This window comes from Ktedonobacter robiniae, assembly GCF_016587375.1.
GTDB classification, from domain to species: domain Bacteria; phylum Chloroflexota; class Ktedonobacteria; order Ktedonobacterales; family Ktedonobacteraceae; genus Ktedonobacter; species Ktedonobacter robiniae.
Genome location: NZ_BNJG01000003.1, coordinates 587377 through 601104, shown reverse-complemented (window position 1 = coordinate 601104; position 13728 = coordinate 587377). Strand labels below are relative to the sequence as shown.

Annotated in this window: 13 protein-coding genes and 1 riboswitch; of the genes, 11 read left to right on the top strand and 2 right to left on the bottom strand. The window is 56.5% G+C overall.

Going from position 1 to position 13728, the window contains the following annotated elements:
* Window positions 1–68 precede the first annotated feature (68 nt).
* Window positions 69–710 carry a metal-dependent hydrolase gene (locus JMJ04_RS35215; RefSeq protein WP_201375047.1) on the bottom strand — a complete coding sequence of 214 codons (642 nt, stop codon included), beginning with the start codon at window positions 708–710 and terminating at the stop codon, window positions 69–71.
* A gap of 165 nt (window positions 711–875) precedes the next feature.
* Here JMJ04_RS35215 and cobU point away from each other — a divergent pair, with 165 nt between their 5' ends.
* The 6 genes from cobU to JMJ04_RS35185 all read left to right on the top strand — a co-directional run bounded on the left by cobU (window position 876) and on the right by JMJ04_RS35185 (window position 7306).
* Window positions 876–1487 (top strand): bifunctional adenosylcobinamide kinase/adenosylcobinamide-phosphate guanylyltransferase, encoded by a 612-nt coding sequence (gene cobU, locus JMJ04_RS35210; protein ID WP_201375046.1) that lies wholly within the window; start codon window positions 876–878, stop codon window positions 1485–1487.
* 18 nt (window positions 1488–1505) lie between these two features.
* A riboswitch (cobalamin riboswitch) is annotated at window positions 1506–1724 on the top strand.
* A 179-nt stretch (window positions 1725–1903) separates the two neighbouring features.
* Complete coding sequence (locus JMJ04_RS35205; RefSeq protein ID WP_201375045.1) at window positions 1904–2893, top strand: ABC transporter substrate-binding protein; 990 nt, start codon at window positions 1904–1906, stop codon at window positions 2891–2893.
* A gap of 100 nt (window positions 2894–2993) precedes the next feature.
* Complete coding sequence (gene cobO / locus JMJ04_RS35200; protein WP_201375044.1) at window positions 2994–3653, top strand: cob(I)yrinic acid a,c-diamide adenosyltransferase; 660 nt, start codon at window positions 2994–2996, stop codon at window positions 3651–3653.
* Between the two features lie 3 nt (window positions 3654–3656).
* Entirely contained in the window at window positions 3657–4646 is a 990-nt protein-coding gene (gene cbiB / locus JMJ04_RS35195; RefSeq protein ID WP_201375043.1) for an adenosylcobinamide-phosphate synthase CbiB, read from the top strand.
* Window positions 4647–5792 carry a pyridoxal phosphate-dependent aminotransferase gene (locus JMJ04_RS35190; protein WP_201375042.1) on the top strand — a complete coding sequence of 382 codons (1146 nt, stop codon included), beginning with the start codon at window positions 4647–4649 and terminating at the stop codon, window positions 5790–5792. It abuts the gene before it with no gap.
* Window positions 5780–7306, top strand: coding sequence for a cobyric acid synthase (locus tag JMJ04_RS35185; RefSeq protein ID WP_201375041.1), 1527 nt, complete (start codon window positions 5780–5782; stop codon window positions 7304–7306). Before JMJ04_RS35190 ends, JMJ04_RS35185 begins: the two co-directional genes overlap by 13 nt.
* A 75-nt stretch (window positions 7307–7381) precedes the next feature.
* Here the strand turns inward: JMJ04_RS35185 and JMJ04_RS35180 are convergent, their stop codons facing one another.
* Window positions 7382–8521: a phosphotransferase gene (locus tag JMJ04_RS35180; RefSeq protein ID WP_201375040.1), complete on the bottom strand. Its 1140-nt coding sequence runs from the start codon at window positions 8519–8521 to the stop codon at window positions 7382–7384.
* A 287-nt stretch (window positions 8522–8808) separates the two neighbouring features.
* Here JMJ04_RS35180 and JMJ04_RS35175 point away from each other — a divergent pair, with 287 nt between their 5' ends.
* The 5 genes from JMJ04_RS35175 (at window position 8809) to JMJ04_RS35155 (ending at window position 13719) form a co-directional block, all read left to right on the top strand.
* A complete protein-coding gene (locus tag JMJ04_RS35175; RefSeq protein ID WP_201375039.1) occupies window positions 8809–10755 on the top strand; it encodes a protein kinase domain-containing protein in 1947 nt (648 codons plus the stop codon).
* A 189-nt stretch (window positions 10756–10944) separates the two neighbouring features.
* Window positions 10945–11217: a hypothetical protein gene (locus JMJ04_RS35170; RefSeq protein WP_201375038.1), complete on the top strand. Its 273-nt coding sequence runs from the start codon at window positions 10945–10947 to the stop codon at window positions 11215–11217.
* Between the two features lie 159 nt (window positions 11218–11376).
* Window positions 11377–11766 carry a GntR family transcriptional regulator gene (locus tag JMJ04_RS35165; RefSeq protein WP_201375037.1) on the top strand — a complete coding sequence of 130 codons (390 nt, stop codon included), beginning with the start codon at window positions 11377–11379 and terminating at the stop codon, window positions 11764–11766.
* 142 nt (window positions 11767–11908) lie between these two features.
* A complete protein-coding gene (locus JMJ04_RS35160) occupies window positions 11909–12811 on the top strand; it encodes an ABC transporter ATP-binding protein (protein WP_201375036.1) in 903 nt (300 codons plus the stop codon).
* The gene (locus JMJ04_RS35155) at window positions 12808–13719 is read left to right on the top strand and encodes an ABC transporter permease subunit (protein WP_201375035.1); all 912 of its coding nucleotides are present in this window, start codon (window positions 12808–12810) and stop codon (window positions 13717–13719) included. The genes JMJ04_RS35160 and JMJ04_RS35155 overlap by 4 nt, the downstream gene beginning before the upstream one ends.
* Window positions 13720–13728 lie beyond the last annotated feature (9 nt).

The following is a 13728-nucleotide window of genomic DNA, read 5'->3' as shown; positions in this document are numbered from 1 at the left end:
TGATAATAGTATCATATTGACCTTGGTCAATGTCCAGATGGTTGATAGATTCTCAGCCTGTGTTTGAACTAGACAAAGAAGAGGTGGTAGAGCAGGCCGAGGCCTACGAGCACAATAAAGAAGAGTACGACGGCGTACTCAGTCAGGCTACCGGAGCGAAAGCGGATGAAGGCGAAGTGCTGGCTACGCTTGGAGAGAGGATAGAGCCAGGGGATGCCAGCGAAGGTCATGGTATCTTCAAAGCTGTGTAGGAGGCAACCAAGGGCGGTCGCGAGGTAGAAGAGGAAGGCGGCATGCATCATCTCGGCAGAGAGGGAGAAAACAGTGGCATTGAAGAGACCGAGTCCCAGCGCGAGCAGGATACCCCAGAAGATGGTCGCGGCAACAATACCAGGTAGGCTGTGGGTAAGTGTGCGATGTTTGCAGAAACTGGTAACAATGCGGCTGGCCCAGGGGAAGAGATGGCTGATAAGACTCTTAGGATGATCGATATCGGGCGCGACTGAGCCAAGCACGATCCCGCCATAGAAGGCGCTTTTATAGAGGAGATCGGTGAAGGTGAGCGTTTGTGAGGCCAGGGGGAGAAGCTGCTCTGTGAGCGCCAGGTTGACCGGGCTGCCAGCCATTGAGAGGTGCGTAACGTCGAAGATGAGCGTGTTGACGACAGCGGCTGCGGCAAGGCTAAAGGCGATATGGTTATGCCCTTTCATGCCTGGGAAATCCTCTCTAGCGCTTGAGGTGTGGTGTACCTACGCAATCGGGATGGTTGCTTTGATAGTAGATCTATTCTTTTTGAGATGTTGGAATATGGAAATGGTGATATGCTTCAGTATATCATGAAAGGAAGCATAGGGATTTAGGAGGGAAGAAATTTGATGAGTAGGGGTGAGAAGCGTCCGCGGTTGGTGCTGGTGCTGGGTGGGGCGCGTAGTGGGAAGAGCACCTTCGCCGAGCGTATGGCCGAGGCGAGCGGGCGAGAAGTGGCGTTTATCGCCACGGCCATGGCGAGCGATGAGGAGATGCGCGAGCGCATCGCCCGGCATCGCGCCGACCGCCCGAAGCAGTGGGTGACGATTGAGGAGCCGCTGGACCTGGCGAGGGCGGTGCGCGAGGGGGCGCAGGTGGCCGATGTGCTTGTGTTAGATTGTATGACACTCTGGCTCTCCAACTGGCTCTTTCATGAGAGCGGGGTAGCCTGCGAGGGTGAGATTGCACAACCTGGTGCACTCTTTGACCAGGAGTTGTTGGACGAGGTAGAGCGGCTATTGGAGGCGGTGCGAGAGCTTCCTTCGGGCAAAACATTGCTGGTGGTCTCGAATGAGGTGGGCCTGGGGTTGGTGCCAGATACCCCTCTGGGGCGCGTGTATCGCGATGGGTTAGGGAGGGTCAATCAGCGCCTGGCGGAGGCCGCGGAGCGCGTGTACTTGCTCGTGGCTGGTCTGCCTGTGGAACTGAAGCATTTGCGCGCCATGCCCCCGTGGTGGTAGAATAGAGCCTGTTGTTGATACACATCAAACACATTGGGTGGCCCGCAGAGCTATAGCGGGCAGAATAGGGAAGCCGGTGCGAGTCCGGCGCAGTCGCGCTACTGTAACTGGCGAGCGACTCACCAGCCCCGAGAAGGGGTGCATAAACATACCACTGCGTTCTGTTGCGCGCGGGAAGGTCGGTGAGAAGCGTTTGCAGCCAGAAGCCAGGAGACCTGCCCAATAGTGCCGATCTCATCCTTCGCGTCAAAGGAGCGAGTGCATGGAACAGCGTTGAGGCTTTGAAGGGTTGCGAGGCGACTCCTGCCGCACGCTGGAAACCTTTTCCCCATGTCTTCTGCAATACCTCCAAAGGGCGCGAGGTGACGACGGGCGGTGTCGTTGTCTATCTTGATATATTTGGAGGAGTACGACTCATGTCTACCCGTGTCATCTCCTATCGTCTGTTGCCCCTGATGTTAGTGGCGCTCTGCGCGCTGCTGGTGGCCTGTGGTGGCTCTACACAGACAGGTTCATCCGCCACACCCGCGGCGACGCAGGCCCCAGCGAACGATTACTACGGCAAACCCATTAATATGCCTAAAGCGGCCCCCCAGCGCATTATATCGCTTACGGCCAGCACCAGCGAGATCCTGGGCGCACTGGGCCTGCAAAGCAGGGTTATTGGAGTGGATGCCTTTACCAACTATCCTACTGACCTGGCGAAGCTCCCCAAGGTCTCCAGCACCCAGGGCTACAACGTCGAGCAGATTATCGCGCTCAAGCCTGACCTGGTGCTCTCCTCTGGTGGGCTGACCAAGCAATATGATAGCAAACTTAAGGACTCTGGCGTCAACATCGTTGACCTCTCCCTGACGAATTTCAGCCAGACCTTTGACCAGATTCAGCTGGTGGGGCGCTTGACCTATAGTGAAGCCAAGGCTAATGACCTGGTCGCGCAATTGAAGAAGGAGCGCGATGATATCGAGCAGAAGGTTGCGGGCGCCCCCGCGCCAAGGGTCTTGCTCGAGGTTGATGATAGCACGCCTGGTAAGCCCTATGTCTTTGGTGGCGGCTCGTTTGGTGACGAACTATTGCAAGATGCCAGCGCCACCAACATCTTTCATAGCAATACCGCCAACGAAGGATACCCCCAGGTCACCGACGAGGCGGTTTTGAGCGCCAACCCCCAGATCGTGATTCTTACGGAAGACCCCGCCTATGGTGGCACCCCTGATAGCGTCTATAAGCGCGCCAACTGGAGCACCATCCAGGCCGTTAAGGACCGCAAAGTCTACCGTGTCAACGCTGACATCATGCAGCGTCCTGGCCCGCGCCTCGTGCAGGGTTTACAATGCGTTGCCCAGATCGTTCACCCCGACAAATTCCCCGGCGCGCTCCCCGATTACTGTACTGGTACAGTCTAAATAAAGAGCCAGTGATGGGAGAGTGACTGGGGGGCCGTTGGTCCCTCCAGTCACTCTCCCATCACCCTAATACGCGCCGCAGGCGCGAGGAGTGGTGGTCATGACAGAAGAAGAACTGGAACACAACGAGGAAATAGAGGAGGGGTACGATCCAGAGGAGGATGTAGAACTAAGCGAAGAGGAGCGGCTGAAGCGCCAGCGCGCCAGCCATGCGGCCCGGCGCGAACGCGCAAAGAGCGCGAAGAAGAAGGGATTGGTCATTCTCAACACCGGGAAGGGCAAAGGGAAGACCACAGCGGCGCTGGGCCTGCTCTTCCGCGCCTGGGGCCAGGGCCTACGTGTCTGCATGCTGCAATTTATCAAGGCGCGCACAGCCAACTGGGGCGAGGAGAAAGCGGCGCGCAAGGCAGGCATCGAGATTCACCCTTTGGGCGATGGTTTTACCTGGCTCTCCAAGGACATCGAGAAGGATAAAGAGCTGGCGCGCCAGGGCTGGGAAATCTGCAAACTGAAGATCCTCTCGGGCGACTATGACCTGATAGTGCTGGACGAGATGACCTATGTCCTTAAATACGGCTGGCTGGCCTGGGAAGAGGTGCACCAGGTGCTGGAGCAGCGCCCAGAGGGGATGCACATCATTATCACAGGCCGCTACGCCATCCCTGAACTGATCGAGTATGCCGATACAGTCTCGGAGATCACGGATATAAAGCATCACTACGACGCCGGAGTTAAGGCCCAGAAGGGCATCGAGTTTTAGCCCATGCCAGAGACAAAAGGGCAACGAAGTGTGCATGAAGCGCTGGTGCTCTTGCTGGCGGCTGCCTTTGACCTCATAGGCGAGCCAGCCGCCAGCGTGCATCCCGTCGTCTGGTATGGTAGGCTCATTCGAGCGCTTGAGAGCCGTGCCCCTCGCGGCCAAGGGGCACAGCTAAGGTATGGCGTCATCATGTTGCTGGTAGCTTTTCCACTGGTTCTTGTGCCGGTGAAGTTGTTTCAAGGTCTAATAGGAAGCATAGAGAAGAAGGCCAAAGACTATGGAGGAGCGCGAGTAGGCTTGCTCGCTTCGGCAGTATTCATAGGAATGGCTCTGAAGCCTTTTTTTGCCTTGCGGATGCTGGTAGAGGCGGGGGCGCAGGTACGCATGTCACTCGAGCAGGGGGACTTGGAGGAGGCTCGTGAGGCGTTAAGAAGCCTGGTAAGCCGGGATCGCTCACACTTAAGTCCCGAGCTGGTCGCGGCGGCGGCGATTGAATCGCTGGCAGAGAATGTGAGCGATTCGGTTGTCGCGCCCCTCTGGTACTATGCCCTTTTTGGCTTGCCGGGTGCGGCGCTCTACCGACTGGTCAACACCTTTGACTCGCTGATAGGCTATCATGGTAAGTACGAGTATCTGGGGAAGGCTGCCGCGCGACTGGATGATCTACTCAACCTGCTTCCGGCCCGCCTCAGTGCGTTGCTCATCATCGCCTGTGCGCCTCTCTATGGAGGATCGCGAAAAGAGGCATGGCGCGTGTGGCGCCGTGACGCGGGCAAGACGGAGAGCCCAAACGCCGGGCATCCCATGTCGGCGGCAGCGGGAGCGCTGGGCGTGCGTCTAGAGAAGGTCGAGCATTACATCCTTGGGGAGGAGAGGCGGAACATAACGCCCGCCGTTATCGCCCAGGCAGAGCGTATGACCTGGTGGGTTGGAACCTGTGCCTTCCTGCTCGCGCTGGTCGTGCGTATATGGAGGCAAGCAGGAAGAGGCTAGATGCAGCAATATCCACCACATACAAAGGAGCAATTAGACGGGCGCGAACTGCCGGTGCATGGCGCTTTGGATTACAGAGAATTGGAGCGCCTGGACTTGCGCCCAGAGGAGATACACGATTTCAGCGTCAATGCCAACCCCTATGGCCCCTCACCGCTGGCTCACCAGGCTTTGGCTGGCCTGGCGCTTGAGCGCTATCCAGATCGTGCCTGTCTCGCCTTGAAACGTGCGCTATTGCGTTATGAGATTGATGCTCAACAGGTAGGGATAGAGTGGTTAGTATGTGGTAATGGTGCAAGCGAACTTATCTGGAGTATCGCGCGTACCTTTCTCTATCCAGGAGCTGTGGTCGCGCAATTGATGCCGACATTTGGCGAGTATCAGGCGGCGTCACAGGCTGTGGGGGCCAGTGTGAGCGATTGTATACTACGGGAAGAGGACGACTTTCAGGTAGATATACCCGAAGTTATACAGTGGTTGAGGAGGCTGCGCCCGGCATTATTCTGGCTTTGTAATCCCAATAATCCAACCGGGGAGTGGCTACCTCTGATGAAGTTGCGTGAGCTGGCTCGAGTGTGTGCGGAGCTAGGAACGCTGCTGGTCATTGATGAGTCGTATCGCCATTTTCTCTTTCCCGCCGAAGAGGAGACGGCACTGGAGCTGGTGCAGGAGGAGGAACGGGTGATTGTGTTGCGCTCCCTGACTAAGGATTTCGCCCTGGCGGCGCTGAGGATCGGCTATGCCGTGGCGCCTACTGAACTGGCAGCAAAGCTTGCAACTAACCTGCCCGCCTGGAATGTCAATGGAGCCGCGCAGGTAGTGGCTACAGCAGTCCTCGCGGACAGGGAGCACCTGGCATATAGTCTGCAAGGATTAGCGTGGGAGCGAGAGGTCTTCTTTGGATCCTTGCAAGGCCTGGGCTTCCGAGTGGTGCCGACGCGCACGCACTATGCGCTGATACATGTGGGGAATGCAAGGCAGTTGCGAGAGGCTTTATTGCAGGGAGGTCTCCTGGTGCGCGACTGTACCTCGTTTGGCCTACCACAGTATATACGGGTCGCTACACGGCAGGCACATGAATGGTCCAGGTTGGTAGGAGCGTTAGGGGTATTACAAAGTGAGGAGAAGGAGCTATGGGAGAATTAGCACGTACCATCATGGTACAGGGAACAGCCTCGACTGTTGGCAAGAGTACGCTGGTCACAGGTCTGTGTCGCCTCTTCGCCCGCCAGGGCTGGCGTGTGGCACCATTTAAGGCTCAGAATATGGCCCTTAACTCCTTTGTCACCCCAGCGGGAGGCGAGATTGGGCGCGCCCAGGCAGTCCAGGCCGAGGCGGCAGGCATTGAGCCAACAGTCGAGATGAATCCTATTCTACTCAAGCCCGAGGGAGACTCGCGCAGCCAGGTTATTATGCTGGGGCGGCCTCTAAGCACGATGGAGGCGCGTGAGTATTATCGCCAGCGTACAGGCTTTGAAGCAGTGGTAAAGCAAGCCCTGGAGAGCCTGCGTCGTGCCTATGACCTGGTAATAATTGAGGGTGCGGGCAGCCCGGTCGAGATCAACCTGGCGCGCTATGACCTGGTCAATATGCGCGTCGCACACTGGGCAGATGCCTCGGTGCTGCTGGTGGGGGATATCGACCGGGGCGGCATCTTCGCCTCGCTGCTTGGAACCTTAATGTTGCTTCAACCCGATGCGCGTGAGCGCGTCAAGGGCCTGATTGTGAATAAGTTTCGTGGCGACCTGGAGTTATGGCGGGAGGGTGAGCGGATGCTGGAGGCGCGAGCGGGGATACCCGTGCTGGGAACGGTGCCTTTTGTGAGGGATCTGGGAATTGCCGAGGAAGACAGTGTCGCGCTGGAAGAGGGAACAGCGCTCCTGGCGCAGAAACAGCAGGGAGAAGCCACTCGACAACTACAGCTTGTGATACCACGCCTGCCGTATATGAGCAACTACGACGAGTTTGATGCCTTAGCGGCGGAGCCAGGGGTGCGCCTGCACCTGGTAAGCTCCCCCGAGGAGCTTCCTGAACGGCCTGACTTGATCATCCTTCCCGGCACAAAGAATACCTTTGCTGACCTGGCCTGGCTCTGGCGCACAGGGCTGGGTATGCAAATTCGTCGCCTGGTGCGGGAGGGTGTAGCGATCCTGGGCATTTGTGGTGGCTACCAGATGCTTGGTGAGCATCTATGTGATCCAACAGGTGCTGAGGGCAACGTGGGAGCGGTTGAGGCTGGCCTGAGTCTTCTACCGGTGGAGACGATTTTCGCCTCTCTAGAGGAGAAGGTAACCTCTCAGAGTGTGGCCAACTTGACGAGGGCTGCTTGTCGGGGCCTGTTTGCCTTTGTGCCTGAGCAGCCGTTGCGAGCCTATCAAATTCATCTCGGTCGCACGGCGGATGCGAATTCGACCTCCCTTGTGCCGCTGCTAGAGGTAAACGGCGTGGCGGATGGTTTTCTTAGCGAAGAGGGTTGGGTCGCGGGCTGCTATCTGCATGGCTTGTTTGAGAATGATGCCTTTCGCCATGCGATCCTAAGAGCATTGGGAGAGCGGCGCGCAGCCCCGGTGCCAGAGATGCGGCCCTTTGAGCGTATGCAGGCCTACGACAGGCTGGCAGACGTCCTGGAAAAACACCTCGACCTTTCCTCATTTATTTAATTTCTCATTATGTGTCAGGTGTTGAGAGTCAATCCTATTGTGGGCATCTGCCCGCAATAGGATTGACTCTCAACACTATTTCTTCTCTGCGAGTTTGCGTAGGGTGAGGCCGCAGCCCATGTCCCAGAAGTTGCGTACCAGGCAGTGAAGCTTGGGATACCAGTAAGCGCGCGACGCGCCCGCCGTCTGGTCCCAGATGGGATCAAAGAGCATAAAGACAACCATCATCTGGTAATCGCGCCAGAGCATGGCCCAGTTGTAATTCTCAACGCCAAACTTGCGCAGGCGTTGGAGATAGCGAATCAGGAAAAGTTCCTCGGGGCGATGGACCTTGCGCTGCTCAGGCGACCAGAAGGTGGGCATCAGGTAGGCCAGGTCATAGGTCGGGAAATTGGCGCTAACGGCCTCCAGATCGAGAATATAGGTCTGCCCCTTGGGTTCCTCGGCCTCGCCCGCGACCTCGCGTGGGCAGAGCAGGTTGCTCAGGTAGCAATCGCCCTGCGAAAGGGTAAGCTGGTGACGATTGGTGATCCGCTCCTCCAGATATTCCTCCCAGAGAGCTGGCATACGTCCAAGCACATATTCATAGGTCGCACGGATCTGAGGCGAGACCTCGCTGGCTGCGCTCTGCTTAAAGGAATCCCATTCGCGGGTGCGGCGCTCGATATGCTGCTGGTAGGTTTCTTTATCGCGCCACCAGGGGCGAATGGCTGTCGCCTCGTATTTACCCAGATCGGGATGCTCCCACCAGTAGGCGTGGAAGCCCGCGAGAGCATCCGCGATGCCATCGAGTTGATCGGCGCGCGGAACTCCCTGCCCCTCAAGAAGCTGCTGGCGCGTCACGGGCGCTACATGTGTGGGCGAGAGATCCTCGAAGAGGAGATAGGAGTTCCCGCTCTGCGCATCATAGTTCAGGGCGAAGCAGGGGGCGAGCATCGGCAGGTTTGCGCCTAGCTGAGCGACCAGGCGATAGAATTGGACCTCGTTCTCTCCATCGTGATTCTTCTGGAGCTTGAGCACGAGATCTTGTGGCGGTGTAGCAGTTGCATCTTCGCTATAGACCAGGCGTAGATGGGCAGTGCTTGAGTTAAAGGCGTCAGAGATCAGCTGATCCACAGAGGCAACGCTGCCCTGAGAAAGATAGCCAGCCTCGCGCAGGATGGTACTTAACCAGGCAGGTGTCGCATCAGCGAGACGAGAAATAACTTCGCTCATAAAATGTGTGTATCTTCCTCCCTTATAGTGTCCCCTCATGGTAACGCTTTTTAGCTCCCCCCACAAGTCCTAGTGCCAGCTCATAGCAGTTGACGAGTATCTTGTTCAATGTATACACTTCATTTACTATAAGTATTCATAGTGTGTCAAAGTATTTTCTTGATTGTCTTCATTATGTTCTTATTCCGGAACCCAACGTCACTCTCGTGACTAGCGCTCCGCGCTCAGGATTTCGGATCAGTAGTGTTGTAGTCCGGGGCGTAATTTTTTCAGGGAGCTATCTTCGTATGTCTACGTCTTCGCTATCTATTGATGAGTTAGTGGGTCAAACGCTGGGGACATACCAGGTTGAGCAGTTGTTGGGGCGAGGGAACCTGAACGCAGTCTACCAGGCTCGTCAGGAGGGATCAGCGCGCCCGGTTATGCTCACGACCTACTTTTTACCCTCTACTCTGTCTCCTCAGGCGCGGGTGCGTTTCATCGCTCGCTTTACCACAATTGCTTCGAGCCTGTTGCAATTGCGCCATCCCTGCGTTCAGCCGCTTGAAGATTTTGGCGAGCACCTGGGATTGCCCTACATGGTTTCGCCGCTGGTCTCTGGCAATACGCTGGCAGAGCTAGTACGCGAGCGTGGGCAACTGACGCCTTTGCAGGCCTCACGAATCTTGCGCCGCCTGGCGGAGGCCCTGGATTACGCGCATAATCACGGATTTGCACATGGAGCTTTACGACCGCTGAATATCTGGGTGGATGCTAAGAGTCTCCAGGTGGTGGGTTTTGGCCTGGTGTCGATGCTGGCTATGCAGGGCCTGGCTCCTGTGGAGCATGCCTATCCTCACCTGTTAAGCCTCTCGGGCTCCTTCCTGGGTGCGCCCGAGTATATGGCGCCCGAGGTGGTCAAAGGGCAGGGATTGGACCCGCGCGCCGATGTCTATGCTCTGGGTGCCATAACCTTTGAGATGCTTTGCGGGCGCACTCCCTTCAAGGCCAGTGATCCATTTGAGCTTGCCAACATGCATGTGCAGCAATCCGCTCCCCTGATAACGGAATTTAAGGCGGATGTGCCCAATGGCCTGGACCTGGTCTTGCAGCGTGCTCTGGAGCGTAACCCCGCGGAACGTTATAGCTCTGCGGGCGACTTCGCTGCTGCCTTTACGCGAGTTGTACAGTTGCTTAATGCTCCCCGGGGGATGCAGCAGTCGGGCAGGCTGGCACCAGTGTCTATTCCTGGTCAGGGTACGGTAAATATAACAGGCCCCATTTCTTTGAGTGGAATACCTCGTCAGGGAGGAACAGGTCCTATTTCGCTGGGTGGGATACCTCCACGTACGCCTGCTAGTGGTACGTCTTCAACGTCTATGTCGATGCCCGTTCTGCCACGCAAGATTCACTGGCAGCTCATGCCTCCCATTGTGACCTCCAAGCTGGAGACGGTGCCGCTGACGCCCGAGGCATTGGCCAGGCAGAGCTTGCAGGCACAGCAACAGGTCATGAAGCCTGTTATGGCACGCAGCACACAGCCGCTATCACAGCGGCAGCGACCTATGTCCGAGAACTATGCGACGGTCGCGATGGAACCCGTAAGTGCTAAGGCGAGCGAGACGCAAAGCTCTCCCATAGCGCCAAGAGTGACTCCAGTCTCAGCGAAAGCGGCGAAAGAGGAGCGCATCGAGGTCCTGGCGGCTCGGCTGGTTGCCCTATTGAAGGCGCAGATTGAGCGTGTGCCGAAGAGCCGTAAACATATGCTGGCTGTGCTTATCGTTGGCATCCTGGTCCTGATGATAGGCGGTATGAGCCTAGCCTTCGCCTCGCAGGGGAGCGGGCAGCAGGCGAGCAGCCAGAAGGCAAGCACAAGCGCGCCGGCGCGCACGCCAAAGCAGGCTGCCTCGCCTCCTCCGTCCTCGCAGGGGACGCCGGTTGTCCACACGGGACGGGTCATTGGTAATACCAACCAGAGGTTTGGGACCGCGCAGGCGTTCACCAATCCCGAGGATGGGCGAGATAGCCTGTTGATCCGCATGCCCGATGGCAACTTCGTCGCCTACGAAATCGGCTGCACCACAGATGGCGGAACGCTCACCTATGACGCGAATAGCAATAAGCTGATTTGCCCACCTGATGGTTCGACCTTCGATCCCGCCAATAGTGGCAACGTCGTCAGTGGCCCTGCCACGACGCCACGCAAGCAGATTCAGCTCCATGTCAACCCCGATGGAACGGTTACCATTGGCTAGAATACTCTTTCTTGTGCCGTGAGTGCTTGCTAACAGGGAGGGTGCAATGCATACGCCGAGCGTATGCATTGCACCCTCCTCATTTTTGGTGAGAGGGATATGGCGTTCTGTCTTTGTGTATTGCTTGTATCAACTATACAATGAATAGATGCAGGAAAGAGGAGCATTGGCAGAAAGGATGGTCGAGGTATGGTGCTAGCAAGCCTGCTGGATGCACTATGGGCTGGTATCGTCTGGATCGCCATTGGGGGCGTAGCTGGGGCAATTGGTGATTATGTGATGCGGGAAGAGCGGCTGGGTACGGCTGTTACGGTTGTGATTGGGATTGGCGGTGGAGTGATTGGAGGCTTGTTTCCAGGTCTTATAGGCATAGGTGATAAGGGCAATTTCTGGACTTATCTGACCTGTGTGTGTGGCGCTATTGCAGCCCTCGTATTCGCGAGGAGACAGGTAAGGAAATAAAAGATAGGAAGGATGGGTAGGTAGCGCGGGCATTCGTCCGCGCTACCTACCCATCCTTCCTATCCTTGACATTTGTGCATGTTCCACCCTATACTTGTACTATGTTCATAGTTATTTAGTAAATTAGTAGAATAGCAATGAGTGAGACGAGAATATGCGATGATTGAGTTTCACCTGGAGCAACGTACCGGCGTGGCTCCATATATGCAACTAGTGCAGCAGGTCAAGCGCGCGCTGCGCCTGGGTTTGTTGCAGCCGGGCGACCAGTTACCTACGGTACGCGAGGTCGTGACCATGATTGCCATTAATCCCAATACGGTGTTCAAGGCCTATCGAGAGCTGGAGCGTGATGGGTTGGTGGAGAGCCGGCCCGGTCTGGGTACCTTTGTGCGCACACAATTGCGCGTACCGGACCACGAGAGCCTGGAGCGGCTGCGTGTGAGCTTACAGCAGTGGCTTGAGCAAGCCGCCGGGGTTGGCCTGGACGACGAGAGCGTCGTGGACCTATTGATGGATACGCTACAGAAACGGCGCGCGGCCCTTTCATAGGGGGAGAAAAAAACTTGTAGGGACAGAGCTTGCTCGGCCTGAGCCCGTGCAAGCATGGATCCTACATATGATCAAAGGCATTGAGTCCATGCTTGCATGGACCCTATATATGATCAAACAGTCTCAAGAGGAGAAACTGTATATGACACTGGCATTGGAAGCAAACCAGCTCGGCAAGAAATATGGTAAGCGCTGGGCTTTACAGAACTGTGATCTACACATCCCCGAGGGGGGAGTAACTGGCCTAGTGGGCCTGAATGGCGCGGGCAAGACCACGCTGTTGCACCTGGGGGTGGGCCTGCTAGCTCCCAGTACGGGCAGTATTCGAGTCCTGGGCGAGACACCCGCACCAAACGCCACCGCGCTCATCGCGCGCATCGGCTTTGTGGCCCAGGAGCGCCCGCTTTATCACTCATTCTCAGTCAAGGATACCCTGACGCTGGGGCGCAAGCTAAACACGACTTGGGATAACGATCTCGCAGAGCGTACATTGGCGCGCCTGGATATTTCCCTCAAAACGACGGTTGGTAAACTCTCGGGTGGGCAGCGCGCCCTGCTGGCCTTGGTAATGGCTCTGGCCAAGCACCCACGTCTGTTGCTACTGGACGAGCCGTTTGCCAACGTTGATCCCCTGGCGCGACGAGAGCTGGTGCGCTTGTTTATGGATGCCGTGGCCAGTAATGGGGCGAGCGTCGTGATCTCCTCACACCATATCGCAGACCTGGAGAATATCTGCGATCGTCTGGTGCTGCTCTCTCGGGGACAGGTCAAGGTCGAGGAAGATCTGGAGACGTTTGTCACCTCGCACAAGCTGCTGATTGGTCCCCACGACGACTTTGAGCGCATTGCCTCCGAGGTAAGCGTCATACAGGCTGGGCATACCGGGAGGCAGAGCAATGTCTTCGCACGCCTCTCCGGTCCCTTCTCTGATCCCCGCTGGGTCGTGCAGGACCTCTCGCTGGAGGATATTGTGCTGGCTTATCTCGACACGCAGTCGCCCCTGCCCATGCCAAACAACCACTCACAGCAGGAGGTAGCGCGATGACCTGGCTTGCCTGGCGTCAGTACAGAGTGGCGCTGTTCTGTGCTGTCGTAGCTATCGTACTCTATGCCACTGCCGTGGTGGTGCTTGGTTCTGGTTCGTACTCTGGGACCTGGTCTTCGCTTAGATCGATGGTGCTGGGTTCTAGCAGTCTCTGGCCTCAATTGATCGGGCTGATTGTGGCGACCTTTATTGGGGCGCCGCTGATCGCTCGCGAGCGTGAGCAGGGAACGCATCACTTTGCCTGGACGCAAGGTATTGCTCGTACACGTTGGTTGTCGGTAAAGCTTGGTCTGCTTCTCCTGGGCCTCATTGTCTTAAGCATTGGCTTTGCGCTGATTGCGAATAAGCGTTTTGAATTTGAGACCAATACCGCTGCAAATCATTCTATGATTACTGTGCTTGGCATACGAGTAGCAGGCTCCTGGCGGGGCTTCTTCTCCACCAGTATTGTGTCTGTGGTGCTTGTCGTCTTCGCGCTTATGCTTGGGGTGGCAGTCGGCTGCTTTGTGCGTCGTAATATTCCGGCTATGACGATAGCGTTTGTCCTCTTTCTCTGCGTTTTTCTGGCCCTGACCAATTGGTATACCTATCTCATTCCACCTCAGACCTATACATTTAGCCAGCAACAGGCACCTCCTCAAGACCTGCTGCAGAAAGCCGCAGTTATAAAGTGGGTGAGTATGGACAAGCAAGGGAATGAGATTAAGGATCCTTATGCATATTGTTATTCTCATCCAGCCACATCAAAAGAGATAGATATGTGTATGGCTAGCATGTATGAAAAAATTCTCTATCAGCCAGAAGAGAACTACTGGCCGCTGCAATGGATGGCGAGCGGGATCCTATTGGTGCTCTCGCTGGGGCTGGGCGTGGTGGTATTCCTGCGGGTGCGTTCCTCGGTCGATTGAATGAGAAGT

What these genes read in the sequence shown, in the direction of transcription:
- JMJ04_RS35165 (WP_201375037.1), top strand. Translation starts at nt 11,377, where the DNA reads ATGATTGAGTTTCACCTGGAGCAACGTACCGGCGTGGCTCCATATATG.
- JMJ04_RS35185 (WP_201375041.1), top strand. Translation starts at nt 5,780, where the DNA reads ATGGGAGAATTAGCACGTACCATCATGGTACAGGGAACAGCCTCGACT.
- JMJ04_RS35190 (WP_201375042.1), top strand. Translation starts at nt 4,647, where the DNA reads ATGCAGCAATATCCACCACATACAAAGGAGCAATTAGACGGGCGCGAA.
- cobU (WP_201375046.1), top strand. Translation starts at nt 876, where the DNA reads ATGAGTAGGGGTGAGAAGCGTCCGCGGTTGGTGCTGGTGCTGGGTGGG.
- cobO (WP_201375044.1), top strand. Translation starts at nt 2,994, where the DNA reads ATGACAGAAGAAGAACTGGAACACAACGAGGAAATAGAGGAGGGGTAC.
- JMJ04_RS35160 (WP_201375036.1), top strand. Translation starts at nt 11,909, where the DNA reads ATGACACTGGCATTGGAAGCAAACCAGCTCGGCAAGAAATATGGTAAG.
- JMJ04_RS35155 (WP_201375035.1), top strand. Translation starts at nt 12,808, where the DNA reads ATGACCTGGCTTGCCTGGCGTCAGTACAGAGTGGCGCTGTTCTGTGCT.
- JMJ04_RS35170 (WP_201375038.1), top strand. Translation starts at nt 10,945, where the DNA reads ATGGTGCTAGCAAGCCTGCTGGATGCACTATGGGCTGGTATCGTCTGG.
- JMJ04_RS35175 (WP_201375039.1), top strand. Translation starts at nt 8,809, where the DNA reads ATGTCTACGTCTTCGCTATCTATTGATGAGTTAGTGGGTCAAACGCTG.
- JMJ04_RS35215 (WP_201375047.1), bottom strand. Translation starts at nt 710, where the DNA reads ATGAAAGGGCATAACCATATCGCCTTTAGCCTTGCCGCAGCCGCTGTC.
- JMJ04_RS35205 (WP_201375045.1), top strand. Translation starts at nt 1,904, where the DNA reads ATGTCTACCCGTGTCATCTCCTATCGTCTGTTGCCCCTGATGTTAGTG.
- cbiB (WP_201375043.1), top strand. Translation starts at nt 3,657, where the DNA reads ATGCCAGAGACAAAAGGGCAACGAAGTGTGCATGAAGCGCTGGTGCTC.
- JMJ04_RS35180 (WP_201375040.1), bottom strand. Translation starts at nt 8,521, where the DNA reads ATGAGCGAAGTTATTTCTCGTCTCGCTGATGCGACACCTGCCTGGTTA.